Raw genomic sequence first — 24,783 nt, 5'->3', positions numbered from 1 at the left:
CCCCCTTGTCACAAGGGGGGCTGATATGAGGTATGTTCATGGACCAGTATGCGGTCGTTATCGAAAAGGTTAAAAAAAGCTTTGGCGGAGTCCATGCGCTAAAGAGTATTGATCTGAAGGTGAAGAAAGGAAGCATCCACGCCATCGTCGGTGAAAACGGCGCGGGTAAATCGACGCTGATGAAAATCCTCTCAGGCATTTATATCAAGGATAGCGGCACCATCTATATCAATGGTAAAGAGGTCCATTTCACCACGCCAAAACAGAGTAGGGAAAACAATATCGGCATTATTTACCAGGAGCTGGCGCTGGCGCCGGATCTGACCGTGGCGGAAAATATTTTCCTCGGCGACCTGGGATTCGGCGGCCGGCTGATTAACTGGAAAAAGATGAACCAGAAAGCCGGCCGGGTTTTATCCAACCTGGGTTTCCATATACCGCCCACCGCGCGTTTGGGCACGCTGAGCGTGGCCTACCAGCAGATGGTGGAAATTGCCAAATCATTGGCCCGGGACGTCAAGATATTGATTCTTGATGAACCCTCGGCGGTCTTGTCGAACCGGGAAATCGATATTTTATTCAGCCAGCTGAAATTACTGAAAGGCCAGGGCGTGACAATTTTGTATATCTCCCATCGCCTGGATGAAATATTTGCCATCGCCGACGCCATTACGGTCATCAAGGATGGCGAGACGGTGACCGATCTGGACCCCAAGACCTGCACGGAAGACGACATCATTTCCAGCATGGTGGGGCGCAAATTTGAAAACCTGTATCCGACCAAAAACATTCCCCAGGACGAAACGGTGCTGGAGGTCTACGGCATGTCCACCAAATCGCTGTTAAAGGATATCAGCCTGACCGCCAGGAAAGGGGAAATCGTTGGGCTGGCGGGGCTGGTCGGATCCGGGCGCACGGAAATTTCCCGCTGCCTGTTCGGTCTGGACCGCATGACCCGGGGACGGATTGTGAAAAACGGCAAGGAAATCACCATCCGCCACCCGGCCGACGCCATGCGCCAGGGTATCGGCCTGGTGCCGGAAAGCCGCAAGGAGCAGGGCGCTATTTTATCCCGTCCGATTCGGGAGAATATGACGTTATCCAGTCTGAAACGCGTTTGTTATAGGTTTGGCATTATCAATTATCGCAGCGAACGGGCGTTTAGCGAACAGTCGCGACAACGGCTGGCGATTAAGCTGGGTTCCGTCGAGGACCCCATCTCCAGCCTGAGCGGCGGCAATCAGCAAAAGGTGGTGATCGCCAAGTGGCTGGCCACCGAATGCGATCTGCTGATCCTGGATGAACCCACGCGCGGCGTCGACGTCGGCGCCAAAGTGGAAATTTACAACGTCATCCATGAACTGGCCGAAAAAGGCTACGCCATTATCGTTATCTCTTCGGAAATGATCGAGGTTATTTCCCTTTCCCATCGGGTGTATGTGATGAGCGAGGGCACGATAACCAAAGAGCTGCAGGGCGCCCAGATTACCGAAGAAAACATCATGAGATTCGCCATACCTAAACGTGCTTTAGTGTAGATGAGGAAAAATTATGGAAACGGTAAACAATCCCACTAAAACGACGGGCTTTGCCATGCGTGCCAAAGTGCTGAAATTTTTTGCCAATAACTCTACATTACTGGTGTTTTTCGTGATGTTGATTGTGGCTAATTTTTTATCCGATCGCTTTTACAGCCCGGAAAACATCACCAATGTGCTCAGGCAAAGCGTACCGCTGGGCCTGGCGGCCATCGGCATGCTGTTTGTTATCCTCACCGGCGGCATTGATTTGTCGGTAGGCTCGATCATGGCGCTGGTTTCGGTGGCCGTGGCGCTGCTTATCCCGGAAATCGGCGTGCTGCCGGCCATCGTTGCCGGCGCGGGCATCGCCACGCTGGTGGGGGCCGCCGCGGGCTGCCTGGTGACCTTCTTTAATATCGCCCCGTTTATCGCCACCCTGGCCATGATGACCATCGCGCGCGGCCTGGCGCTGATTGCCGCCAAGGGGCAGCCGATTTTTATCGACGATGTCTCGTATGTCAATTTCGGCACCGGCTATTTATTGGGACTGCCGCTACCGGTCTATGTGTTTATCGCTTTTGCCATCCTTGCCCATTTTGTCTATCAGTATACGGTGTTCGGCCGGCTGGTGATTTCCATCGGCTCCAACGAAACCGCCACCCGGTTCGCCGGCGTGCGCGTCGACTGGTATAAGTTTGCCGTTTATGCCTTAAGCGGACTGGCCTGCGGCCTGGCGGGCGTGCTGGCCTCCACCCGTACCGGCGTGGGCTCGCCGGTGATGTCCATCGGCTTCGAGCTGGACGTGATCGCGGCGGTGGTGGTGGGCGGCGCCAGCCTGGCGGGGGGGCGCGGCACGGTGGTCAATACCATTATCGGCGTGCTGATCTTAAGCATCATCTCCAACCTGATGAATTTGATGAATATCTCCGGCTATAATCAGCAGGTGGTCAAAGGCGCGATCATTATCATCGCCGTCATGCTGGAAAGCTTTAAATCCCGGGCGCGGGCATAACCCGGCGTGCCTGACGCGACCGGCCGATATGGCGCGGCTTTTTTCCGAGGTGTCGCACAGTATGCGCAGCACGCTCGGCATTGCGCGCCAGTTGTCCTATAGCTAAAGGCGGTATCGGACAAAAAGGCCGGCGCGGTGTGGGCCGCGAAGCCCGGCGGCACCCGGCGTGAGACCCTGCCAGCTATACATAAAGAGACTTCTGCTGTTTAACGGGTTTTCGTGATGCATATATCACAATGATCCGCTGATTTAACCCTACTTAATGGATAATCTTGCCTGGCGACGCACCACCGTTTTCCGGCGGATCCCGTGCGGCCGCACGGACTTTTAATGCACCGGCCGAAGTGCTAAAGTTAGCCTAATTGCAGATATTTCCGTCAGCGGATGATTTCAACCCGCGATTCACCACAAAAAATATGGCGGTAGGGCTGTATGGATTTTAAAGATTATTATGCCGCCCTGGGTGTCGAACCCACGGCCGATATTAAAACGATCAAAACCGCGTATCGCCGGCTGGCGCGTAAATATCACCCCGATGTCAGCACCGAAGCCAATGCCGAAGCCAAATTCAAAGACGTCGCCGAGGCCTATGAGGTGCTCAAGGACACCGCACGCCGCGCCGAGTACGATGAGCTGCGCAAATATGGCCAGGGCGGGCGTTTCGAGGCGCCTCCCGGCTGGCAACCCGGCCAACGCGCCGGCGGCCAGACGCAAACCGATTTTGAGCCGCGTGATTATTCCGATTTTTTTGAGTCGGTATTCGGCGGCCAGGCCCGTGGCGGACAGCGCGCCCGCGCGCCAAGACGCGGCCAGGATGCTGAAATCGAGGTGGCGATATTCCTGGAGGAAACCCTTGAGGAACACCAGCGCACCATCAGTTATCAACTGTCGTCGCCCGGCGAACGGGCCGCGCCGGTCAGCAAAACGCTCAAGGTTAAAATCCCGGCCGGCGTCAGCGACGGCGATCGCATCCGTATCAAAGGCCAGGGTCCCGCGGGCGGCAACGGCGGCGAAAACGGCGATCTGTATCTCATTATCCGCATCGCCCCGCATCCGCTGTTCGACATAGACGGCAACAACCTGCTGGTTACCTTGCCCCTGGCCCCCTGGGAGGCCGCGCTTGGCGCCAAAGTCACGCTGCCGACGCTTACCGGCAGGATCACCCTCACCGTGCCGGCCAACAGCCAGACCGGCCAGCACCTGCGCGTCAAGGGCAAGGGGCTGGTGAATAAGCAGGGTACCGGTGATTTATATGCTTTGATTAAAGTGGTGATGCCGCCGCAGACCGACGATCGCGCCCGCGACCTGTGGACGCAGCTCGCCGCGCAATGTGCGTTTAATCCTCGTGCGGAATGGGAGTAAAAGGCCATGACCGATGTCAGGGTTACCCTGGAAATCACGGAAATCTGCCAGACAGCCTGTATTTCCCGGGATGAACTGTTGGAAGTGGTTGCGTTGGGCATTATCGCCCCCCAGGATGACGCAACCGACGACTGGCGCTTTGAGCTTGAGGCGTTGCGGGCGCTCAGGCGGGCGCAGCGCCTGCGCCAGGATTTGGCGCTGGACTGGGCGGGCATCGCGCTGGCGATGAACCTGCTTGATGAAATCTCGCGTTTAAGAACCGAGAACCGCCGTTTGCATCAGCGCCTGGACCGCTTCCTGATCAAGTGATTTTCCGGCTATCCCAAGGTTACCCCTCCCTTTCGGCCCTGCTCCAGGGCCAATATTTATTACTACCTAATCATTTATCTCCTAATAGTTGAACGTGTCTAACGCGCCGGTGTCATACAGACGGTCATAAACCATCCTTTGTGGCCCGGTAGGGAGCGTCCCGACCGTCAATCTACAGCGGAGCCGCTCCATGAGAGCCTTGGTGGTATGTCGGGATAATATTGGCGATACATTGTTGACCACCCCGCTTATCAGCGCGTTGTACCAGGAAGGCGGCTATCGGGTCGATGTGCTGGCGAACAGCTACAACGCCGGCGTGCTGGCGCGCAACCCCGACATCGGCACCGTCTATATCTACCAGAAAATCCATCATCGCGGCGCGGGTGAATCCCGTCTTGGCATTCTGCTGCGCCGGTTGAAAATCATGTGGCAAATCCGCCGCACGCGCTACGATATTGCCGTGATCGCCAAAAGCCGCTGGGATCGGCGGGTATTAAAGTGGGGCACATTGTCGGGAGCCGCCAGGATACTTGCCCTGGGCGAGCGTTCCCATCCGGCGATTACCGATTTGGTCACCCCGCCCGAGGGGAGCCGGGAACATCTGGTACAACGTTTTCATCGTATGCTCTCCCCGCTGGGACTGCGCTCGCCCGCCGGCCCGCTGGTGCTTAGCGCCGATCCGCACGCGGTCGCCGCGCTGGCGGGCCGTTATGGCATCGTACCCGGGGAGCCGGTTATCGGACTGCAAATCAGCGCCCGCAGAATTTTGCAGCGTTGGCCCGAGGCCAGTTTTATTGCGCTGGCGGGTTTGATCGCCGCCGCCGGGCCGGGCAGGATTATCCTGCTCTGGTCGCCGGGTGCCGCGGATAATCCCACCCATCCCGGTGACGACGAGCTGGCCGCGCGTATTGTGGCCGCCTGCCGTTTACCCGTTTTAGTGCCGATAGCCACCGCTTCGCTTGATGAGCTGACGGCGGCCATGCAGCTCTGCGATAGCGTGGTGACCAGCGACGGGGGGGCGATGCATATCGCGGCAGGCCTGGGTAAAGGCATTGTCGCGTTATTCGGCGACAGCGATCCGGTATGCTGGGCGCCCTGGCAGGTGCCCCATACGGTGTTGCAAGGCGAGGATAACAATGTGGCGTCTATTTCACCCCGGCGGGTGTACCAGGCCTTACGTGAACTCGACTCACATGAGCGTTAGCTAATCCTGTCTCGGCCATCTGCCGGCGCAGGCCGCGGCGATAAGCATTCCGATGGTCAACGGCCGCGGACTGGACGGAGGTGTTGCGCCGACGCGCAGGCCCAGCTGGCGCATGATCCTGACGGGCATCGAATAGCTGTCTTCCGGGAAATAGGCTAAATGGTCGTAGTGACTGGCGTCGACCTGAAACAGCAAAAAGAAGTCGTTCATCAGGTGATCGAATTCGTCCGCTGATAAGCTCAAATCCTTGCGCAGCGAAAAGGCCGGGCACAAGGTCTTGCTACGGCCCCATATATTGGGCTCGCGAAACGGCCTGATAAAATCGAACACCTGCTGGCGCATATCAGGTTCCATAATGATACCCGTCCACTGCCCGATCCGGTATGTCGTCCTGGCCTTGCCGGTAACTCCGGCGCACGGCGGCAAAGACTTCATCAACGGTAATGGCCGCCATCGGGAAGGCGCTGCCGGCCAGTTCCGGCGACAGGGTTTGCCGCGGTTTATAAATCACCTGATGCAGGTGTGGGTCCTGGTTAGGGCCGGTGTAGAGCGGATTGGCGGTGACGAACAGGCTCACGGTCCGCACCTGCTGCGCAATCGCCAGATGCAGCGGCCCGGTGTCGCCGGTCACCAGCGTATCAAAGGTGGTAATCGCCGAGGCCAGCTCCAGCAGGCCGGTTTTACCCACCAGCGACACGATCCGTTGCCGGTAACCCGCCGGTATCAGCGCCATAAAGTCATTGGCCAGCGAGAGTTCGTTCTGGCCGCCGATCAGCATCACTTCCAGCCGGGGATCCTGCTCCATAAGCTTGTTGGCCAAGGCGGCGAAGCATTCCGGCGGCCAGCGCCTGAAATCCCGCGAGGCGCCTAACTGAAAGCCAATGCGCACCTTATCCATGGGTTTTGCCCCGCGCGGAACCGGTACTGGAATCGTCATCCGCGCCGCCGTGGTATCGCACCCCAGGGTGTGCAGCAGGTTAAGCTTGCGCTGCACGGTATGGCCCTCGAACTTTTGCGAGTAGGCGGTGAGCCAATGGTTCAGCGCCGGACTCTCGGCTCCGTAATGGTCGCGGTAGATATTAGGACACCCAGCCAGGACGACGCTTAAGATATCGTAAGGGAAATAGGAATGGAGAATAACCGCCAGCTGCGGCCGTAGGCGCCGTAATTTATAAATAAAATATAAAATATTATTGAACTTATTGTTCCAGTACAAAACTTCATCAAACAGGGGGCTGTCTTGTACCAGGCCTTTATTCTTTGGGCTGGAAACCAGCACCAGCCGGGCATCGGGGAATTTTTTTCGCAGCGCATTGATCGCAGGGGTATTAAGGATCAGATCGCCCAATGCGGTGGTGGAATAGATGACAACACAACTAATTTCATTATTGCCGCCCTCACCGGCGGCGCCTTTTTTATAACCGCTTAAAAAAGCATACCATTTAATTATCTTATTGATAATATTGATTTTATTTTTTTTCATTTCATTTTTTTATTAATCAGTTGACTGAAAGCATAATAACATATCACCTGCAAAAAATACCCGGTCTTATTGGCAGGATAGCGTTAAATGCGTAAACATTCATGGAAAACGCCCAAAATAGACGCACAGGATAGGCTTTTCCCCTGGCTAAGTTAAATTAATTAATTTTATATGTTAATTGAATGAACCCTCAACCTGGCCTGCCGACGCTAATGACCTTGGAGAGATTTTATAGGAGTAAGTTCAATTATATTTTATTTTTAAAAGCGGCCCAGTCATAAATTAACCGACTTTCAGCGCCAAATGAAATAATACTGAATCTAATCCATCAGTAACTTTAATGAATCCATCATTAGTGGTTTCTTCAATCCATCGTGGGTTTTGCCCACCAGCATAACGATTACCAGCGATATGGTAACAATGGTTACAAAAAAAATGTGAGATAGCCCCATTTTTTGGAGGTGCATCACACTTTTAGTGTGACCCGGTTCTAATTTCTTGCCTTTTTAATTGTCAGGCAGGACTATTGTTACCGGTAACATTTATTGATTGGGAGTAGTCGGGTGATCGAACAAAAAGGATATGCCCCCGGGACCGGCGGCACTATGGCCAATATGGCGGATAACGCATTATGAGTACATTGACATTGATTATCACCGCCATCGGGTCGGTGCTTATCCTGTTGTTCCTGGTGATGAAAGCGCGCATGCATGCTTTTGTCGCGCTGCTGCTGGTCTCCGTCGGCACCGGTATTTTTTCCGGCATGCCGCTTCAGAAAATTGCCGATACCATGCAGGCCGGCATGGGCGGCACGCTGGGTTTCCTGGCCATCGTCGTCGCTTTGGGATCGATGTTCGGCAAGGTGCTGCATGAAACCGGCGCGCTGGATCAAATCGCCGGTAAAATGGTTAAATGTTTCGGCGAGAGCCGCGCCTTTCTCGCCATGGGCATCGTGGGGCTGATTTGCGCGTTGCCGCTGTTTTTTGAAGTGGCGGTCATGCTGCTCATTGGCGTGGTGTTTGCGGTCGCGCGCCGTACCGACGGGAATCTGGTCAAGCTGCTGGTGCCTTTATTTGCCGGCGTCGCGGCGGCGGCGGCATTTTTGTTGCCTGGTCCGACCCCGATGCTGCTCGCCTCGCAGATGCACGCGGATTTTGGCTGGATGATAGCCATCGGCCTGATGGCGGCAATCCCGGGCATGCTCCTGGCCGGCCCGGTATTCGGCAGCGTGATCAGCCGGTATGTGTTTATTCCGGTGCCGGCGGATGTCGCCGGGCCGGAGCTGAAAAGCGGCGAGCTGCCTTCGTTTGGTTTTAGCGTCTCGCTGGTGTTGTTTCCGCTGATCCTGGTCGGGCTTAAAACCATCGGCGTACGCTTTGTTACGCAGGGCGGGACCCTGTATCGCTGGATGGAACTGGTCGGCCACCCCTTTATCGCCATTCTGCTCGCCTGCCTGGTGGCCATCTACGGCCTGGCCTATCGCCAGGGCATGAGCAAGGACAAGGTGATGAATATTTGCTCGGCGGCGTTGCAGCCGGCGGGCATCATCCTGCTGGTAACCGGCGCCGGTGGGGTATTCAAACAGGTGCTGGTGGATTCAGGCGTCGGTCCGGCGCTGGGCAATGCCCTGATAAGCACCGGTTTGCCGATTGCCGTGGCCTGCTTTGTCCTGGCCGCCGCCATCCGCATTATCCAGGGTTCCGCCACCGTCGCCTGCCTCACCACCGTCGGGCTTATCATGCCGGTGGTGGCGCCGCTGGGATTTGGCGGCGCGCAGATGGCCGCGCTGTCGGTGTGCATCGGCGGCGGCTCCATCGTCTGCAGCCACGTCAACGATGCCGGCTTCTGGCTGTTCGGCAAGCTGACCGGCGCCACCGAACTGCAAACCTTGAAGACCTGGACCGTTATGGAAACCATCCTCGGGACTACCGGCGCGGTGGTGGGGATGATTGTCTTCGCCGTATTGTAATCATTACCCGCGCTAAAGCCCACCGCCGGCTATAATACCGGCGATGGACAAGGCGTAGCGGAGGTTTGGTTTTATTGAAGGCAGCTAATAACTGATGTTACGGGTTGAACAGCCAATAATGATCATTGCCAGGTCATTTTTTTACAGGGATTAACTATACCGCTTAGAAACGGACGCCTACGCCGATATTGAAGCCGTTAACAGCATCTTTTTTGTCTTTTGTGGATTTGACTTTCGTACCTTCATAACCCAAATCTACCGTTATATTATCCAGTGGGTTAATCTGTATGCCGGCACCGTACATCATGGAATGGCTATGTTCATCGTTTTTAAAATTTTTAATTTTTTCAGTCGGAATATTTAATGATTGGCCTTCAAAACGAACACTACTTCTATTATAGCCGATTAAACTATAGATGCTGACAAAATTGTTAATCCGGTACGCGGGACCGACAGCCAGTGAAATATATGTAAATTTTGCATTGACAGCTGACATTGTTGTCGTTTTTTCTTCATATGCCAATTCGGAAGGGGACGTATGCCCCAACGCTGTCAATGAAGTAATAACGCTCAATGAACTGTCCCATTCATTACGATATTTAAAATTGAGACCTTTAAGTGTGAACGCCTGAAACTTGCTTTGCGCGTATCCCAATGACACCGAATGTTCATTGGCGCAGGCGATAAAACTGGTTCCCAGGGTTGCGCAGGCTGCCAGCGCGATGCAAAGCTTTTTCATGAGTTTATCCTTTATTGAAATATATATCAGAAGTAGAAAAATTTGTTCAAGAGTATTTTCTGTCGGCAGGATGTTAGCGTAATTGAAATCCAGAAACTTAAACGAAATGTCACAAAACGGAATAATTTGGCTAATATTGGCAAGAATCACTGAAAAACTTTGAACTTCTTATTTATGCGGTAATGTTTTCCCGGCCATTTAAATAAGATGTGCTTCATTTATTACAGTAGTTTGTACTTAAAACGGCCCATAATTCTTATTATTAGATTAATTATTACAAATGCAATAAGGATGTTGTTGTAATAATTTTTTTCCCCCACCTCCATGGCTGCAATGGTGCGGTCTGTTTTAGCAGTTCTGCGATGGCCGCGAGCTAATCCGGGCGGTCAAAGACCCCACGCGAAGGCCTTGACAAAATGTGAAATCGGCCTCGACAGCGGACCAAGGATTTTTTATAATGGACGTTAATTATTCAATCACGCAGTTCTGGCCAGCGAGGGTGTCATGAGCATCGAACAAGCAGCATGTCTGAAGAAGGGTCGTGGGCGCCCTAAGCAGTTTGACCGCGACATCGCTTTGGACAAGGCGCTGGAAATGTTCTGGCGGCATGGCTATGAAGCCACCTCAATGGCCGACCTGGTGGAAGCCACCGGCGCCAAGGCCCCTACGCTGTATGCCGAGTTCGGTAATAAAGAAGGGCTGTTTCGCGCGGCGGTCGAACGCTACGTCAGCAAATTCGCCGAGAAGGGCAAGGCCTTGCTCACCCGTCCCGGCAGTTCAATCACCGAAGCGGTAGAAGATTTTTTCCGCGCCGCGGCGGCCACCTTCACCGATAAAAGCCTGCCTTCGGGCTGCTTTATCATCTGCACCTCGGCGGCGCTGTCCGCATCGTCGGAGGATGTCGCCGAACTGCTGCGCACGCGCCATCACCTGCAGGAGAATACCCTGCGGGAATTCCTGCTGGCCCGCCAGGCCAGGGAAGAGCTACCGGCCGGCACCCATATCGCCGCCCTGGCGAAATATCTGGCCTGCACGCTGCAAGGCATGTCGGTTCAGGCCCGCGACGGCGCGACCCGGGAGGATCTGGACAGTATTGTGTCCTCCTTGATGGCGGTCTGGCCGGAGTTAACCCGCATCGGCGCGGACTTCAGGTTGCTTGCCCCCGTCGAAGCCTGATTTTTTAGCCATGGCTTCGCGCGCCGCCTGACTTTGGTAAACCAGGGTCCGCCGGCGGCAATCCCATCGCCCGGCGCCAATCCCATCGTTGCCCTTACCCCAGCATCAATCTTTGCGCCAATGCCTGCATGTCAGGCGCAGGATTATGGCCAATCAGCATAAATTGATGCTGCTGCGCGGTCCAGTACACCACATTCATCTGCCGGCGGACTTCGCTTTGCGCGCCATGGTTGCCGACGCGATTCGCCGTGGTAATACACAGCGCCAGCGGGCCATAGCTATTGTCCAGATAGGCGATTTGCGCAATGGGTTGACTGTCGTAGCGCAGCATGCGCGCAAACTTCAGTTCGGCGCCCGGCAGGTTCAAGCGTGAAGGCTCAAGCGCAAGCCCCAGCCTGGCGCCGATATTGTGCAATTGCCGGTGTCGCAGGGCAATGGACTCCGGCATGTCGGCAAAGGTTTCATTGGTGTAAAGCGACATATATTGCGCAACCAGTCCGCGCCAGCCGTCGTCGTCGGCTTCGCGGCCGGCCAAGCCCGCCGACAGGCGTCCAGCCACGCCGCCCACCGCCAGGCACGCCAGCGCCGCGGCCAACAGATGGCGCCGGCTCACACCCGTGGCGGGCGATGCCGGCAACGGCGATGATGATGGCCCGTCGCCCAGCGTTTCCAGTCCGGCCTGAAGCCGCGCTAACGGCGCCTGCTCCAACATGCCGGCGTAAGCCGCGCGAAAAGGCAGGCTGGCGCGATCCAAATGGGCCAAACGCGCGGCCAGACCGGTGTCCTGGCTGAGCCGTTCCTCTAGCTGGCGGCGTTGTTCAGCGCTCAATTCATCATCAAGATAAGCCACCAGGATTTCGTCGGAAAATGGCGGGGCAGGGTGATGTTGCGTCATGTGATATCCCCCTCCGCCATGGTCCGCGCGGCACCGATGGCGGCGTCGTTTGCCAATCGTTGCCGGGCGGTCGCCAGGCGGCTCATAATGGTGCCGATGGGTACGGATAAGGTTTGCGCCGCTTCCTGATAGCTAAACCCTTCCACGTAGACCAGGAACAACGCGTTGCGCTGCGCTTCCGGCAGTCTGTTGACCCGCGTCATAATCTGGTTGGCTAAAATATCATTTAGCGCGTTGTGGTCGTCGGTTTGACTATCGACGTCGTCAATGTCGACAAATCCCTGGCCCTGGCGAATCAACCGTGACCGGACCTCATTGACCCAGATCGAGTGCAGGATGGTGAACAGCCAGCGATCCAGCGTGGTCCCGGCGGCAAACTGCCCGGCGCGTTCCAGCGCGCGCACGCAGGTCGCCTGGACCAAATCATCGGCAATATCATGCTTGCGTGACAACACCATGCCATAACGCCAAAGACGCGCCAGATGGTGTCCCAGTTCGCCTCTGATCTCATCTGCTTTCACGCTTGCCCTCTCCCGGCCGTATTCAATACCTTATCGAATGTGTGGGAATATGTCGGCGGCATGCCGCCCGCCGGCGCGCATTAAGACTCGGGGTGGCCGTTAATGGCATCCGCCAGATCCTTATATTCCTCGCAGCCGGTGCCGCACAGGGTTTTGATGGTGGCCAACTGTTCCCTGGCCAGGTCCGGGCGTCCCTTAATCATATAGGCTTCGCCAAGATACTCGCGCACCTGCGCATAATGCGGATCCAGGGCGATGGATTTTTGATAATAGCCGATCCCTTCGTCGGTGCGCCCCAGTTTACGGGTGGCGTAACCACGATAGTTCCAGGCCTGGGCGGTATTGGGCTGCCTGAGGGTATCCAACACTGCCAACGCCTCGTCATAACGTCCGGCTTTCGCCAGGGAATAGGCATAGCGGGTACGATCGGTATCGGGAATCATGCTTCCCTTATCCACCATGCAGCTTTTGGTACGGGAGTCATAGAGTTGTCCCTTGGGGCAGGTGGGCGTGGTGGTCGAGCTGTCGCCCATGGCCTGCGCCGCGCCGGAAAGCACCAGCATAACGCCGCCCGCCAGCGGCAGAACGCGTGTTATGAATTTGGTCATAGCATATGAATAAGACATGGCTAGCACTCCGGTGGTTAAGGGATCAATGTCAGGACGTTATTTCGCCGGCGGTATCATTCTTCTCAGCGTGCCGTCACGCAGTACGTAATGGTGAAACAGCGCCGCGCAGGCATGCAGGCCGGCAAGGATAATGATGGTCCACGCGGTATAGAAATGCAGCATGCCGAATGTTCGTCGCAGCATAGGGTCGACGCCAAAAACATCAGGAATGGGAAACAGCCCGAAAAACATAAAAGGCTCGCCCTGCGCCCAGCGGAACAGAAATCCCAGGGTAACCTGGCCTATCAGCAGCAGGTACAATGCCCAATGGGTAAGCTTGGCGATGCGGTGCATCCATACCGACGACGAGGCGGCGGGTAAACGTTTCCCTGCCGCGCCGCGCCAGATCAGGCGGGTGATGATAATGACGGCGAGCATGATGCCGAACGAGATATGCAGCGACTGAAGCCCTTTACGCCAAGGCGTGCCGCGCTCCAGTTGCTCCCATATCTGCGAACTGGCGAAAAGAAAAATAACGATCAGCGCCGTTGCCCAATGCAACGTGATGGTCAATTTATCATAGCGTTGCGAGTTCGCGGTTTCCGATGAGAAGGATGTGGTTGGCATGCCTGTATCCTGATTGCCTGAGTGGAATACAGAGTAAACACCTCATCGGACTAATTTATTCATTTTTTTTTAAATTATTTTTCTGCGCCAGACCCGCAACATCGCCGCACTAGCCCCGACTGCGCTGATAGACCGCCAGATGGGTATAGGCGGCGCATAGCAAGGGGGTAACGAGCCCCGCGCGCTTGCCGATCGCCACCAGATCGCCCAGCACCTGGTCCGCTTCCACCTGGTAACCCTGGTTCATATCCCGGTACATGGAAGACGTTTGCGTGGAATCTTTCAGGGTCAGCAGCGCGGTGGTGTCCGCGATATAGTTTTCGCGCCGTTGATAGCCCGCCGAGACGATCACCGCCAGAATTTCGTTAATCACCGAACGGGCGAACAGGTCGCCGTCCGGGGCCGCCGCCACCTGGCCGATATTGCCGCGCATCAGGCAGGTAATGGCGCCCAGGCTTGCCAGCAGCAACCATTTTTCCCACATATCATTGATAATTGTCGTCGATAACCGGGCGGTAAAACCCGCGTCCCTGCACAGGGCATCAAGCCTGCCGATGCGATCGGATATCGAGCCGTCACGTTCGCCATAGGTCAATTCATGCAAACGGCTAAGCTGCACCACCCGGCCCTGTTCATCAAGGGTGGCGGCTATTTTGCACAACCCGCCGATAACCGCATGCTCGCCGAAACGGGCGGTCAGGACCTCCAGATGCTTCATACCGTTGAGTATCGGCATGATAATAGTCTCCGGCCCTACCGCGGGGGCAATATCGTTAAGCGCGGATTCAAGGCCGAATGCTTTTACGGTCAACAGGATGATGTCATAGGCCTGGTTGATTTCCGCTGCGGTGATCAGCCGCGGTTGCAACGTTATCTCCCCATCGGGCGTGATTAAATGCAGTCCGTTATGCCGTAATACGTCGGCCCGCTTGCCGCGCACCAAAAACGTCACGTCACGTCCGGCCTGGCTCAGCCGACCGCCAAAATAACCGCCGGTGGCGCCCGCGCCGACAACTAAAATCCGCATGTTGTTCCCTTCTTATGGTTGAATGGTGAAGAACCACATCATCCGCCAAAAACGGGTGGGGATGCAACCCGGCGCCGCAGACGCGATCGGCCGTGGCGCCCGGCGCCGCGTTAACGCTTTGTTATTCTAATTCATTAAAATGTCACGTTACTCATTTATAATATATATTATCTTATCGTGTTGTCGATGTTTGCGCTTATTCGGCGAGTCTATGGATTTATTGATTAATGCTTATATAAATTATTTACTGACAATAATAGTATTGGTGTAATTATTTATTGGCTCAAAAAATAGCGCTATCATCCAGTGCTGCAATCCTTGAATTGATATGGTTATATGGAAAATTATTTTATTGGAGAAGATAAATGAAAATAATCCAGCTTACCGACTGCCATCTGTGTTCAACCTCTGACGCCACCTTGCATGGCTATAACACCTATAACGGACTGACGGCGGTAATAGATTTTATTATAGGCAAGCATGATGTTGGATGTGAAGCATTAATTGTTACCGGTGACATTTCCGATGACGGATCATTGGCGTCTTACCGGCTCGCATTACAGCAAATGAAAAGATTAAATCTACCCATTTACGCCTTTGGCGGTAATCATGATAATCCGGTAAACCTGGCTGAGATATTCGATGCGGACAAGAGCGTCGGAAATATAGATGATCTAGCCGGTGATGACTGGAGGTTTATCTATGTTGACACCGTGCTGGAGAATCAGGACAGCGGTCTGTTGTCGGCTGCGGCAAAGCAGTCCTTGACGAACAGGATCCTGGCGTGCGGGGGGCATAATATAGCGCTTTTGATGCATCATCATCCGGTGGCGGCGGGGATACCTTTGGTGGATGATTGCATGCTGCTTAATGGCGGGGAAATGACCGAAATATGTCAACGTTATGCTGATGTCAAGGCGCTGTGCTGTGGGCATGCCCATACGGATTATAGCGAACGGCAAAATAATTGTTTGATAAGCCTGTGCCCGGCGACCTCGTTTCAATGGCAATCTGGCGCCAGAACGATACTCACGCAAGATAAACGCGGTTTTAAGGTGCTGGATTTTAGCGAAACCTTTACGTCAACCACCTTTTTCATATAATTGTGGTGAAAAGTAATATAATGAACAATATTGCTTTTGCTTTGATTATGGGCCTGCTTGATTGCCGGCATCGTTATGCGCGTCGCTTTAACCGCTCCGCCGGCTGATGGGTCCAATGATAATCATTGCTCACTGAGGATTTATAGAGTATAGCTTGAATATAACGCACTTTTAATATTAATAATAAGGAAACGCCGCACCATAAAATATGGCACGGCGTACCGTTGTCATCCTTGTTAAGTGACGGGCACTTTACGCGACAACGGTTGCAGTATAAATGAGAAGCCGGCGCGAAGTAAATACCTCTGAGTATAAGAATAAAAAATATAATAAACGAATTATCCACTACATATTCAATTATTAATATACTTATTTGTATTTTAATTTTATATCAAGTTAAATGTTTGTACCCATCACCTGTTCAGCCCAGCCCAGCCCAGCCGGGACGCATCGCCCGGCCGGTAGCCTGTCCCGCGCAGCGGCTCCCCCGGTTTACAGGCCGGGCGCCTTCCACATCGAGGTGGTCAGGCCGTGATCCACCAGGCCCAACTGGTCGGCATATACCGCCTGCCAATTGGTTTTCATTTCCTGGTAGCGCCGGTGGTTTTCCATGTCGGGCTGATATTCACGTTCCCAACGCACCAGACGTTCGCCGGTTTCGGCAAGCGAGGGATAGATGCCGGCGCCTACCCCGGCGGCGATGGCGCAGCCCAGCGCCGTGGCTTCCTTGACCTCCGGCACCTTTACCACCAGGCCGGTGACGTCGCTGAGGATCTGGCACCATAATTTGCCTTTGGATCCGCCGCCGGCGAATACCAGCGAGGGCGAGCGCGCGCCCGAGAAACGGGCAATCTGCTCAAGATTGCAGGCACAGACAATCGCCGCGTTTTCTTCCAGGGCGCGGAACAGCGTCTGTTTATTACACCGGTCCGGATCGATGGACAAATTGATAAACGAAGGCGCGGCGTGGTACCAGGATTTAAAATGCATGGCGTCTGAAAATATCGGCATGACGCCATGGGAGCCCACCGGCACGCGGGCCGCCATTTCCTCAAGCAGGCTGTAGGCGTCGACGCCCATGCGCGCGGCAATGGACTTTTCCTCGCTGCAAAAGGCGTCGCGAAACCAGCGCATGGTGAGGCCGGTAAAAAAGCTAATGCACTCGGCCTGCGCCATGCCGGGGATGACATGGGGATTGATGCGGATATTCATATCCGGGTCGGTCATCGGCGCGGGCAGGTTGACCACCTGCTGCCAGAAGGTGCCCCCCAGCACCGCGGTTTGTCCCGCCCGCACGATGCCCAGTCCCAGGCTGCCGAGCTGCACATCGCCGCCGCCCATGATAACCGGGGTGCCCGCCGCCAGCCCGCAGGCATGCGCCGCCACGCGCGTGACCTCGCCCAGCGCCGTGCCGGTCTCACGCACCGGCGAGAGCATATCAGCGCGCAGGCCGGCCATATCCAGCAGACTGCGTTGCCAGTCGCGGCTGGAAAGGCTCAGCATGCCGGTGGTGCCGGCATTCGAAGGGTCGACGGCCAATTCGCCGCTGAGCATATAGGCCAGCCAGTCGCTTATCATGGTAAGCGTTGCCGCCCGGCGGTAGACGTCCGGCCGGTGATGCGCCAGCCACAGCAGGCGCGGCATGGCGCTTAGCGCCAGGGTTTGCCCGGAATATTCATATACCTCGCGCTCAAAACAATATTCGTGCAGTTCCTTGAGTTCGGCGACTTCGCGGCTGGCGCGGGCATCGACGTTGGCGCAGGCCCAGATGGGCTTGCCGTGGCGATCGTAGAGCACAATGCCTTCGCGCATGGAGCAGGTGGCCACCGCACGTATCGCCTGGGGCGCCAGCCCAGCGTGTTGCAGCGCCTGGCGTATGCATCCGCAGGCCAGTTGCCAGTTGTTGTCCAGATCGAAGTCCATGGAACCGGGTATGGCGGGGTCGGGCAAATGCCGCCATTCGGCCTGGTTTACGGCCACCTGATTGCCTTGGGTATCAAAAATCACCGCCCGGATGCTGCCGGTGCCGGCATCGATCGCCATCAGATAATCGCCGGTGGGATCGGCGGCGTTGTGCGTAGGGTTACAGAGTAGGGTCATGGTTTTATCTCTGTTTTATTCGCGCCGTGGCGCGTTATGAGTATGGGTTACAGCATATCGAGCATCGCCCTCACCGTGCTTTCTTCCGTGACCAGGGCGTTAATATGTTTGCCCGCAAGCGCCGCCAGGATGGCTTCGGCCTTTTCCTCGCCCCCCGCCACGCCGATTACCTGGGGTATATTGCTTAAATCGCGCAGCGATACGCCGATCAGTTCCTGATGGATTGGCATGGACGCGGCCAGTTCGCCGTTTCGTTGCATAAAATAGCCAAGAATATCGCCCACCGCGCCCTTGCGTCCGAACAACAGTTGTTCACCCTCGCTGATATAACCCGAGCGCATTATGGTCGCCTCGCGTTTCTGGCTAAGCGAGCCGATGCCCACCACCGCGATATCGGCGGCGCTGGCGGTCAGCATCACATCGCGCACGCTGCGCTCCTGGCGGAAAATATCCGCCACGCTTGCCGAGGACGCGCGCAGCGGCGCCGGGATGATACTGACGCTACAGGCGGCGTCCAGCTGGCCGATGCCGGTCATATAGGGACCCACCCCGCCGGAAAGGGTCACCAGCCTTATCTGTTGCGAGGTGATGAAGCCGCTCAGGTGCTGCAGCGTACTCATGGCGGTTTCGCCAAAGCCCACCGCCAGCAGCTGCTGCGGCCGCAGTTGTTTCATGATCTCCTGTGCGGCGCCGATGCCGATGCGCTGGCTCATATCCCGTCGCGGCAAGGCCGGTAGGACCCGCACATGCCGTAAATCGAAACGTTCCATCAACTGGTTTTCCAGCTCCAGGCATCCCTCGTACCGGGAGTTGATTTGCACGCGAATGACCCCGGACTGGCGGCCTTTTTCCAGCAGCCGCGACACCTTAAGGCGGGTCAGCCCAAGCTGCTCGCCAATGTCTCCCTGGGTCATGCCGTCGTGATAATAAAACCACGCTACGCGCGCTAACAGTTCCTGCTCGGCCATGCTGCTGTCCGCTGGGTTGAAATGATCCGGATTATTTTTCTTCATATAGAACACTTATTAAAATTTAAATCAATTGTTCACTTAACCACAAAGTTGATTTGTGATGGGGACGACAAAAACGACCTGTGCCAGGGAGCCAGAAGGACCAATAACGTCGAGATGAATAAAATGTGATCGATCTGACTGTTTTATTATAGCGGTCAAACTAGGCTTATGAACAGTTTTGAATTATAAATTCATTTGTTCAAATCCGGCCGAGGCAGCATGATGTCATCATCTCCGATGTCCCCCACGCCATTGCTTAGCGTGCAGAACGTCAGCAAGCACTATTCCGGCGTGGCGGTATTAAAAAAGATCGCTTTTTCCCTGCTGCCGGGACAAGTGCATGCCCTGCTCGGCGGCAATGGCGCGGGCAAGTCGACGTTGATGAAAATCATCGCCGGCGTGGTGGCGCCGGATAGCGGGACCCTGCATGTCATGGGAGAACATTGCCCGTCGCTGACGCCCGCCCGGGCGCATCAGCTGGGCATTTATCTGGTGCCGCAGGAACCGATGCTGTTCGCCAACATGACGGTTAAAGAAAACATCCTGTTCCGTCTGCCGCGCCATCAGGCCGATAGCCGTAAATTGCAGGAGCTGTTGCGCGGCCTGGGCTGTGACCTGCCGCTGCATGCCGCGGCCGGCACGCTGGAGGTTGCCGATCAGCAACTGGTGGAGATCCTGCGCGGCCTGATGCGCGACGCGCGCATCCTGATCCTCGACGAACCCACGGCCTCCCTGACCCCCGCGGAAACCCAGCGCCTGTTTCAGCAGGTGCGCGGCCTGACCGGGCAAGGGGTGGGCGTGGTGTTTATCTCCCATAAATTGCCGGAGGTCCATGCCCTGGCGGACTGGGTCAGCGTGATGCGCGACGGCGCCATCCAGCTTAGCGGCGCCATCGGTGATTTGACGACCGATGCCCTTATCCAGGCGATTGCTCCATTGGCGCGGGCGGACAGCCTGCCGGCAGAACAGAAAATGTGGCTCGAATTACCGGGCCGGCGCCATGGCTTCGGCGCGCGCGGGCCGGTTTTGCAAGCCGTCGGCCTCACTGGCGAGGGATTCAAGGACGTCACGTTCGACGTCTTCGCCGGGGAAATTATCGGCCTGGCGGGCGTAGTGGGCGCCGGGCGAACGGAACTGGCGGAAACGCTGTACGGTCTGCGCCCGCTGCGCGGCGGGCAACTGCGGCTTGAGGGGCGCGATATCGCCTCGCTGACGCTGGCGGAGCGGCTGGCGGCCGGGCTGGTCTACCTGCCGGAGGACCGTCAGGCATCCGGACTGTACCTGGATGCGCCGCTGTACTGGAATACCGATGCGCTGAGCGCCGGGCGCCGCGGCTGGTGGCTGCATACGCGCCGGGAAAAGGCCACCCTGGAGCGCTATCACCGCGCCCTTGGCATTATCTATAGCGACCCCGATCAGCCGGCGCGCACCCTCTCCGGCGGCAACCAGCAAAAGCTGTTGATTGCCAAGTGCCTGGAAGCGCGGCCCCGGCTGCTTATCGTCGATGAACCGACGCGCGGCGTCGACGTGTCGGCGCGCGCCGATATCTATCAACTGCTGCGCGGGGTGGTGGCGCAAAACGTGGCGCTGCTGCTGATTTCATCTGATCCGGAGGAAATCACCCTGTTGGCGGACCGGGTATTCGTCATGCATCAGGGAGAATTAAGCGCGCCCATGCAGGGCGGCACAACCAGCGTGGAACACATGATGCGTTTGGCGTTTGGTTCCCATGCTCCGAACCAGGAGGCGGCGGATGCTTAGGCTTTTGCAAAATAATCGGGAATTTACCGCCTTGCTGGCGATTCTGGTGCTGTTTGTGCTGCTGGGGACGCTGGATCACAGCTATATCGGTTTCCAAACGCTGCTGATGATCTTCGGCAGCGCGCAGATCCTGATGCTGCTGGCGATGGGCGCCGCCCTGGTGATGCTGACGCGCAATATCGACGTCTCGGTGGGCTCAATCGCCGGTCTTTGCGCGGTAACGCTGGGATTGCTGCTCAACGCCGGCTGGCCGCTGGCGCCGGCTATCCTGTTCACCCTGCTGGCGGGCCTTGGCGCGGGCCTGTTTAACGGCGTGCTGGTGGCCTGGTGCCGGATACCCGCCATCGTCGCCACGCTCGGCACGCTGGGGTTGTACCGGGGTCTGATGCTGTTGCTCACCGGCGGCAAATGGATCGAGGGCCTGCCGTCAGGATTGAAGGCCTTGTCCAGTCCATCCTGGTTTGGCGTGTCGCCGATCGGCTGGCTTATCCTGCTGTTGCTGGCGGGTCTGTTCTGGCTGTGCTCGCGCAGCGCATTCGGCCGCAGCTTTTATGCCGTGGGCGATAACCTGCAGGGCGCGCGCCAATTGGGCGTGCCGGTAAACGCCATCCGTATCACCGCGTTTGCCGTTAACGGCGCTATGGCGTCGCTTGCCGGGATTGTTTTCGCCTCGCAAATCGGCTTTGTGCCCAACCAGACCGGCAGCGGGCTGGAAATGAAAGCCATCGCCGCCTGCGTACTGGGCGGCATCAGTTTGCTGGGGGGGACCGGTACGGTTATCGGGGCCATCCTCGGCGCCTTTTTCCTGACGCAGATCGACAGCGTACTGGTACTGCTGCGTCTGCCGGCATGGTGGAACGATTTTATCGCCGGTCTGGTGCTGCTCGGCGTGCTGATTTTTGACGGCCGTCTGCGCCGGGCGCTGGAGCTTAACCGTCGCCGCCAGAAATATGCCCGATTTATGCCGGGGCCGGCGGTGAAAGCCAAGGCGGGGAAAAAAAAACCGGGCAACCGCGCGCGCGCAACGCCTGCCGGCACGACTAAAAATAATGGCGGGGTGGCCTGATGAAACCGATGATACTCAAGGGTTACGGTTGGGAAGTCGCGCTGATATTACTGTTACTTGCGGAAATCCTGCTGTTCGGCGTGATGAATCCGCGCATGCTGGACCTCAATATGCTGTTGTTCAGCACCAGCGATTTTATCGCCATCGGCATCGTTGCCCTGCCGCTGACCATGGTTATCGTCAGCGGCGGGATCGATATCTCTTTCGCCGCCACCGTTGGGCTGTGCGCCATCGCGCTCGGCGTACTGTTCCAGGGCGGTGTGCCCCTGTCCCTGGCGATCCCGCTTACCCTGCTGCTCGGCCTGGGATGCGGCCTGCTGAACGCCGGGCTTATTCTGTATACCGGCGTGAATCCGTTGGTGATAACCCTTGGGACGCTGTATCTGTTCGGCGGCAGCGCCCTGCTGTTGTCCGGGCTGGCGGGCGCCACCGGCTTTGAAGGCATCGGCGGCTTTCCCGCCGCTTTCAGCGATTTTGCCAATCTGGCGCCGGGCGGCCTGCCGATGCCGCTGCTGCTGTTCCTGCTGACGCTTCTTGGCTTCTGGCTGCTGATGCACCGTACACGCCTTGGCCGCAACTGCTTTGTGATTGGCCAGAACGCGCGCGTGGCGCGTTACAGCGCGGTACCGGTCGGTCGCACCCTGTGCGCGGTGTATGGCTTGACCGGGCTGGCGTCGGCGGTGGCCGCGGTACTGCTGGTGTCTTATTTCGGATCCGCCCGGTCCGACCTTGGCGGCGCGCTGCTGATGCCGGCGATTACCGCGGCGGTGCTGGGCGGGGCCAATATCTACGGCGGCTCCGGCTCGATCCTCGGTACCGCGCTGGCGACCCTGCTGGTGGGTTTTTTGCAGCAGGGTCTGCAAATGGCGGGCGTGGCGAACCAGGTTAGCAGCGCCCTGTCCGGCGCGCTGTTGATCCTGGTGGTTATCGGCCGCTCCGCCAGCCTGCACCGCGAAATTTTAATCCGCTTCCTGACTCGCCTGCTGCGTGCGCGGGTTCCCTTATGAATATCTCTGAGATAAATGGAGTCGAACATGGATAACACTATCTGGCGCAACATGGCAATGGCGGGGGCGCTTTTCCTGGCGACGGCGGGTATGACCGTCGTCCAGGCCGCCGAGCGCATTGCCTTTATCCCTAAACTGGTGGGCGTGGGCTTTTTCACCAGCGGCGGCAACGGCGCGCTGAAAGCGGGCAAGGAACTGGGCATCGACGTCACTTATGACGGCCCGACCGAGCCCAGCGTCGCCGGACAGGTGCAGTTAATCAACAATTTTGTTAACCAAGGCTATAACGCCATTATCGTATCGGCGGTGTCGCCCGACGGCCTGTGTCCGGCGCTTAAGCGGGCCATTGCGCGTGGGGTAAAGGTGCTGACCTGGGATTCGGATACCAAACCGGAATGCCGGTCGATCTATATCAACCAGGGCACGCCAAAACAGCTCGGCTCGCTGCTGGTGGATATGGCGGCCAAACAGGTGACCAAGGAACAGGCCAAGGTGGCGTTTTTTTACTCAAGCCCAACCGTTACCGATCAAAACCAATGGGTCAAGGAGGCAAAGGCCAAAATCAGCGCCGATCATCCGGGCTGGACCATCGTCACCACGCAGTTTGGCTATAACGACGCCACCAAATCCCTGCAAACCGCCGAGGGCATCTTGAAAGCCTACCCGGATCTGGATGCGATTATCGCCCCCGACGCCAACGCGCTGCCCGCAGCCGCCCAGGCCGCGGAGAATCTGGGACGCAAAGGGGTGGCTATCGTCGGCTTCAGCACGCCTAACGTCATGCGGCCCTACGTCCAGCGCGGCACGGTGCAGACTTTCGGCCTGTGGGATGTCGTGGAGCAGGGCCGGATTGCGGTGTACGTCGCGCATGAAATGCTGCGCAAAGGCGACATGAATGTCGGCGATAAGCTGGCCATTCCCCAACTGGGCGAGGTTGAAGTCTCCGCCAATAGCGTGCAGGGCTATCAATATGAAGCCAAGAACAACGGCATCGTCCTGCTGCCCGAACGCGTGCAGTTCACTAAAGACAATATCGACAAGTATGATTTTTAACCCTTCTTCGCAGGAGACATGATTATGGCTGATTTGGACGATATCAGGGACGGCAAGGATTTTGGCATCGGCGAGGCGCAGCGGCATACGCCGTTTTTCCTCAAGGGCAGCGGCGCGCTTGACTGGGGCATGCAGTCGCGGCTGGCGCGCATTTTCAACCCCGAGTCCGGCCGTACGGTGATGCTGGCGTTTGATCATGGCTATTTTCAGGGGCCGACCACTGGGCTTGAGAGAATCGATCTGCATATCGCGCCGCTGTTCCCCCATACCGACGTGCTGATGTGTACGCGCGGTATCCTGCGCAGCCAGGTGCCGGCGGCGGTCAATAAACCGGTGGTGCTGCGCGCGTCCGGGGCCAACTCCATTCTCGGCGAACTGTCGAACGAGGCGGTGGCGGTATCCATCGAGGATGCGCTGCGCCTGAATGTGGCGGCGATGGCGGCGCAGGTTTATATCGGCGGCGAGTACGAGCATCAATCGATAAAAAATATTATCCAGCTGATTGACCAGGGCATGCGCTACGGCATGCCGACCATGGCGGTCACCGGCGTGGGCAAGGATATGGCGCGCGATCAGCGCTATTTTTCGCTGGCGACGCGCATTGCCGCTGAAATCGGCGCGCAGGTGATCAAAACCTATTATACCGACACCGGTTTTGAACGGGTGGCGGCCGGTTGTCCGGTGCCCATCGTCATCGCCGGCGGGAAAAAACTGCCTGAACGAGACGCGCTGGAGATGTGCTATCGCGCCATCGATCAGGGCGCTTCCGGGGTCGATATGGGGCGGAATATCTTTCAATCAGCGGCGCCGGTGGCCATGCTGAAGGCGGTGCGGGCGGTGGTGCATCAGGGTGAGAATGCCGAACGCGCTTATGAGCTGTTTAAAAGCGAGCAATACCCGGCCAAGGGAGACGAATAATGCACGTGACGCTGGTGGAAATTAATGTAAAGGCGGACAGGATCGACGAATTCCTGACGGTGTTCCGGCAAAACCATGTCGGCTCCATCCAGGAACCGGGGAATTTGCGCTTTGACGTACTGCGGGACGAGCATCTGCCGACCCGGTTTTATATCTACGAGGCGTATCGGGATGAACAGGCGGTGGCGGCGCATAAAAAAACCGCTCATTACCTGCGCTGCGTCGAGCAGCTGGAATCGCTGATGACCGGACCGCGCAAAAAAACCACCTTTATCGGCCTGCTGCCGGAAACGGCCTAAGCTTGGCGGCG

General features: G+C 56.9%; 24 protein-coding genes. 14 read left to right on the top strand and 10 right to left on the bottom strand.

Going from position 1 to position 24,783, the window contains the following annotated elements; translation table 11 throughout:
- Positions 1-38 precede the first annotated feature (38 nt).
- The 5 genes from VGC33_RS17505 (at position 39) to VGC33_RS17485 (ending at position 5,407) form a co-directional block, all read left to right on the top strand.
- Positions 39-1,538, top strand: a complete 1,500-nt coding sequence (locus VGC33_RS17505) for a sugar ABC transporter ATP-binding protein (RefSeq protein ID WP_331122047.1) — start codon at positions 39-41, stop codon at positions 1,536-1,538.
- A 55-nt stretch (positions 1,539-1,593) separates the two neighbouring features.
- Positions 1,594-2,532 (top strand): ABC transporter permease, encoded by a 939-nt coding sequence (locus VGC33_RS17500; protein WP_331122093.1) that lies wholly within the window; start codon positions 1,594-1,596, stop codon positions 2,530-2,532.
- A gap of 432 nt (positions 2,533-2,964) precedes the next feature.
- Positions 2,965-3,894, top strand: coding sequence for a curved DNA-binding protein (gene cbpA / locus VGC33_RS17495; protein WP_331122046.1), 930 nt, complete (start codon positions 2,965-2,967; stop codon positions 3,892-3,894).
- Positions 3,895-3,900: 6 nt separating this feature from the next.
- Complete coding sequence (locus VGC33_RS17490) at positions 3,901-4,203, top strand: chaperone modulator CbpM (protein ID WP_331122045.1); 303 nt, start codon at positions 3,901-3,903, stop codon at positions 4,201-4,203.
- Between the two features lie 190 nt (positions 4,204-4,393).
- On the top strand, positions 4,394-5,407 hold the full coding sequence (locus VGC33_RS17485) for a glycosyltransferase family 9 protein (protein ID WP_331122044.1): 1,014 nt from the start codon (positions 4,394-4,396) through the stop codon (positions 5,405-5,407).
- Here VGC33_RS17485 and VGC33_RS17480 read toward each other — a convergent pair whose 3' ends face one another.
- Complete coding sequence (locus tag VGC33_RS17480) at positions 5,408-5,761, bottom strand: DUF1493 family protein (RefSeq protein WP_331122043.1); 354 nt, start codon at positions 5,759-5,761, stop codon at positions 5,408-5,410.
- Entirely contained in the window at positions 5,751-6,890 is a 1,140-nt protein-coding gene (locus tag VGC33_RS17475; protein ID WP_331122042.1) for a glycosyltransferase family 9 protein, read from the bottom strand. The genes VGC33_RS17480 and VGC33_RS17475 overlap by 11 nt, the downstream gene beginning before the upstream one ends.
- A gap of 631 nt (positions 6,891-7,521) precedes the next feature.
- Here VGC33_RS17475 and gntU point away from each other — a divergent pair.
- Complete coding sequence (gntU, locus tag VGC33_RS17470; protein WP_331122041.1) at positions 7,522-8,859, top strand: gluconate transporter; 1,338 nt, start codon at positions 7,522-7,524, stop codon at positions 8,857-8,859.
- Positions 8,860-9,022: 163 nt separating this feature from the next.
- Here the strand turns inward: gntU and VGC33_RS17465 are convergent, their stop codons facing one another.
- Positions 9,023-9,598 (bottom strand): Ail/Lom family outer membrane beta-barrel protein, encoded by a 576-nt coding sequence (locus VGC33_RS17465; RefSeq protein WP_331122040.1) that lies wholly within the window; start codon positions 9,596-9,598, stop codon positions 9,023-9,025.
- A gap of 504 nt (positions 9,599-10,102) precedes the next feature.
- On the opposite strand from VGC33_RS17465, the gene VGC33_RS17460 reads away from it, so the two are divergent.
- Positions 10,103-10,774 (top strand): TetR/AcrR family transcriptional regulator, encoded by a 672-nt coding sequence (locus tag VGC33_RS17460; RefSeq protein ID WP_331122039.1) that lies wholly within the window; start codon positions 10,103-10,105, stop codon positions 10,772-10,774.
- Between the two features lie 94 nt (positions 10,775-10,868).
- Here VGC33_RS17460 and VGC33_RS17455 read toward each other — a convergent pair whose 3' ends face one another.
- The 5 genes from VGC33_RS17455 to panE form a co-directional block, all read right to left on the bottom strand.
- A complete protein-coding gene (locus VGC33_RS17455; RefSeq protein WP_331122038.1) occupies positions 10,869-11,669 on the bottom strand; it encodes an anti-sigma factor family protein in 801 nt (266 codons plus the stop codon).
- Positions 11,666-12,127, bottom strand: a complete 462-nt coding sequence (locus VGC33_RS17450) for a sigma-70 family RNA polymerase sigma factor (protein ID WP_414636955.1) — start codon at positions 12,125-12,127, stop codon at positions 11,666-11,668. The genes VGC33_RS17455 and VGC33_RS17450 overlap by 4 nt, the downstream gene beginning before the upstream one ends.
- A 143-nt stretch (positions 12,128-12,270) precedes the next feature.
- Complete coding sequence (locus tag VGC33_RS17445; protein ID WP_331122092.1) at positions 12,271-12,798, bottom strand: tetratricopeptide repeat protein; 528 nt, start codon at positions 12,796-12,798, stop codon at positions 12,271-12,273.
- Positions 12,799-12,855: 57 nt separating this feature from the next.
- The gene (locus VGC33_RS17440; protein ID WP_331122036.1) at positions 12,856-13,425 is read right to left on the bottom strand and encodes a cytochrome b; all 570 of its coding nucleotides are present in this window, start codon (positions 13,423-13,425) and stop codon (positions 12,856-12,858) included.
- 109 nt (positions 13,426-13,534) lie between these two features.
- Positions 13,535-14,452 carry a 2-dehydropantoate 2-reductase gene (panE, locus tag VGC33_RS17435; protein ID WP_331122035.1) on the bottom strand — a complete coding sequence of 306 codons (918 nt, stop codon included), beginning with the start codon at positions 14,450-14,452 and terminating at the stop codon, positions 13,535-13,537.
- 365 nt (positions 14,453-14,817) lie between these two features.
- On the opposite strand from panE, the gene VGC33_RS17430 reads away from it, so the two are divergent.
- The gene (locus VGC33_RS17430) at positions 14,818-15,555 is read left to right on the top strand and encodes a metallophosphoesterase (RefSeq protein ID WP_331122034.1); all 738 of its coding nucleotides are present in this window, start codon (positions 14,818-14,820) and stop codon (positions 15,553-15,555) included.
- 492 nt (positions 15,556-16,047) lie between these two features.
- Here the strand turns inward: VGC33_RS17430 and lsrK are convergent, their stop codons facing one another.
- Both lsrK and lsrR read right to left on the bottom strand, forming a co-directional pair.
- The gene (lsrK, locus tag VGC33_RS17425) at positions 16,048-17,655 is read right to left on the bottom strand and encodes an autoinducer-2 kinase (protein WP_331122033.1); all 1,608 of its coding nucleotides are present in this window, start codon (positions 17,653-17,655) and stop codon (positions 16,048-16,050) included.
- A gap of 47 nt (positions 17,656-17,702) precedes the next feature.
- Positions 17,703-18,668 (bottom strand): transcriptional regulator LsrR, encoded by a 966-nt coding sequence (lsrR, locus tag VGC33_RS17420; RefSeq protein ID WP_331122032.1) that lies wholly within the window; start codon positions 18,666-18,668, stop codon positions 17,703-17,705.
- A 222-nt stretch (positions 18,669-18,890) separates the two neighbouring features.
- Here lsrR and lsrA point away from each other — a divergent pair, with 222 nt between their 5' ends.
- The 6 genes from lsrA to lsrG are packed head-to-tail and all read left to right on the top strand — an operon-like array spanning position 18,891 to position 24,772.
- Positions 18,891-20,429 (top strand): autoinducer 2 ABC transporter ATP-binding protein LsrA, encoded by a 1,539-nt coding sequence (gene lsrA, locus VGC33_RS17415; RefSeq protein WP_331122091.1) that lies wholly within the window; start codon positions 18,891-18,893, stop codon positions 20,427-20,429.
- On the top strand, positions 20,422-21,495 hold the full coding sequence (gene lsrC / locus VGC33_RS17410) for an autoinducer 2 ABC transporter permease LsrC (RefSeq protein ID WP_331122031.1): 1,074 nt from the start codon (positions 20,422-20,424) through the stop codon (positions 21,493-21,495). The genes lsrA and lsrC overlap by 8 nt, the downstream gene beginning before the upstream one ends.
- A gap of 8 nt (positions 21,496-21,503) precedes the next feature.
- Entirely contained in the window at positions 21,504-22,502 is a 999-nt protein-coding gene (lsrD, locus tag VGC33_RS17405; protein ID WP_331122090.1) for an autoinducer 2 ABC transporter permease LsrD, read from the top strand.
- Between the two features lie 51 nt (positions 22,503-22,553).
- Positions 22,554-23,555 carry an autoinducer 2 ABC transporter substrate-binding protein LsrB gene (lsrB, locus tag VGC33_RS17400; protein WP_331122089.1) on the top strand — a complete coding sequence of 334 codons (1,002 nt, stop codon included), beginning with the start codon at positions 22,554-22,556 and terminating at the stop codon, positions 23,553-23,555.
- A 24-nt stretch (positions 23,556-23,579) separates the two neighbouring features.
- Positions 23,580-24,473 carry a 3-hydroxy-5-phosphonooxypentane-2,4-dione thiolase gene (gene lsrF, locus VGC33_RS17395; RefSeq protein WP_331122030.1) on the top strand — a complete coding sequence of 298 codons (894 nt, stop codon included), beginning with the start codon at positions 23,580-23,582 and terminating at the stop codon, positions 24,471-24,473.
- Positions 24,473-24,772, top strand: a complete 300-nt coding sequence (lsrG, locus tag VGC33_RS17390) for a (4S)-4-hydroxy-5-phosphonooxypentane-2,3-dione isomerase (protein WP_331122029.1) — start codon at positions 24,473-24,475, stop codon at positions 24,770-24,772. The genes lsrF and lsrG overlap by 1 nt, the downstream gene beginning before the upstream one ends.
- The last annotated feature ends 11 nt before the right edge of the window (positions 24,773-24,783 follow it).

It is taken from the genome of Acerihabitans sp. (assembly GCF_036398755.1).
Taxonomy (GTDB): Bacteria; Pseudomonadota; Gammaproteobacteria; order Enterobacterales; family Enterobacteriaceae; genus Acerihabitans.
Note: the sequence above shows the minus strand (reverse complement) of the source record. Positions and strands in the feature narration are given on the sequence as shown.

Coding starts and splice junctions, on each gene's coding strand:
- VGC33_RS17505 (WP_331122047.1), top strand. CDS start 39: ATGGACCAGTATGCGGTCGTTATCGAAAAGGTTAAAAAAAGCTTTGGC.
- VGC33_RS17500 (WP_331122093.1), top strand. CDS start 1,594: ATGCGTGCCAAAGTGCTGAAATTTTTTGCCAATAACTCTACATTACTG.
- cbpA (WP_331122046.1), top strand. CDS start 2,965: ATGGATTTTAAAGATTATTATGCCGCCCTGGGTGTCGAACCCACGGCC.
- VGC33_RS17490 (WP_331122045.1), top strand. CDS start 3,901: ATGACCGATGTCAGGGTTACCCTGGAAATCACGGAAATCTGCCAGACA.
- VGC33_RS17485 (WP_331122044.1), top strand. CDS start 4,394: ATGAGAGCCTTGGTGGTATGTCGGGATAATATTGGCGATACATTGTTG.
- VGC33_RS17480 (WP_331122043.1), bottom strand. CDS start 5,761: ATGGAACCTGATATGCGCCAGCAGGTGTTCGATTTTATCAGGCCGTTT.
- VGC33_RS17475 (WP_331122042.1), bottom strand. CDS start 6,890: ATGAAAAAAAATAAAATCAATATTATCAATAAGATAATTAAATGGTAT.
- gntU (WP_331122041.1), top strand. CDS start 7,522: ATGAGTACATTGACATTGATTATCACCGCCATCGGGTCGGTGCTTATC.
- VGC33_RS17465 (WP_331122040.1), bottom strand. CDS start 9,598: ATGAAAAAGCTTTGCATCGCGCTGGCAGCCTGCGCAACCCTGGGAACC.
- VGC33_RS17460 (WP_331122039.1), top strand. CDS start 10,103: ATGAGCATCGAACAAGCAGCATGTCTGAAGAAGGGTCGTGGGCGCCCT.
- VGC33_RS17455 (WP_331122038.1), bottom strand. CDS start 11,669: ATGACGCAACATCACCCTGCCCCGCCATTTTCCGACGAAATCCTGGTG.
- VGC33_RS17450 (WP_414636955.1), bottom strand. CDS start 12,127: ATGGTGTTGTCACGCAAGCATGATATTGCCGATGATTTGGTCCAGGCG.
- VGC33_RS17445 (WP_331122092.1), bottom strand. CDS start 12,798: ATGACCAAATTCATAACACGCGTTCTGCCGCTGGCGGGCGGCGTTATG.
- VGC33_RS17440 (WP_331122036.1), bottom strand. CDS start 13,425: ATGCCAACCACATCCTTCTCATCGGAAACCGCGAACTCGCAACGCTAT.
- panE (WP_331122035.1), bottom strand. CDS start 14,452: ATGCGGATTTTAGTTGTCGGCGCGGGCGCCACCGGCGGTTATTTTGGC.
- VGC33_RS17430 (WP_331122034.1), top strand. CDS start 14,818: ATGAAAATAATCCAGCTTACCGACTGCCATCTGTGTTCAACCTCTGAC.
- lsrK (WP_331122033.1), bottom strand. CDS start 17,655: ATGACCCTACTCTGTAACCCTACGCACAACGCCGCCGATCCCACCGGC.
- lsrR (WP_331122032.1), bottom strand. CDS start 18,668: ATGAAGAAAAATAATCCGGATCATTTCAACCCAGCGGACAGCAGCATG.
- lsrA (WP_331122091.1), top strand. CDS start 18,891: ATGTCATCATCTCCGATGTCCCCCACGCCATTGCTTAGCGTGCAGAAC.
- lsrC (WP_331122031.1), top strand. CDS start 20,422: ATGCTTAGGCTTTTGCAAAATAATCGGGAATTTACCGCCTTGCTGGCG.
- lsrD (WP_331122090.1), top strand. CDS start 21,504: ATGATACTCAAGGGTTACGGTTGGGAAGTCGCGCTGATATTACTGTTA.
- lsrB (WP_331122089.1), top strand. CDS start 22,554: ATGGCAATGGCGGGGGCGCTTTTCCTGGCGACGGCGGGTATGACCGTC.
- lsrF (WP_331122030.1), top strand. CDS start 23,580: ATGGCTGATTTGGACGATATCAGGGACGGCAAGGATTTTGGCATCGGC.
- lsrG (WP_331122029.1), top strand. CDS start 24,473: ATGCACGTGACGCTGGTGGAAATTAATGTAAAGGCGGACAGGATCGAC.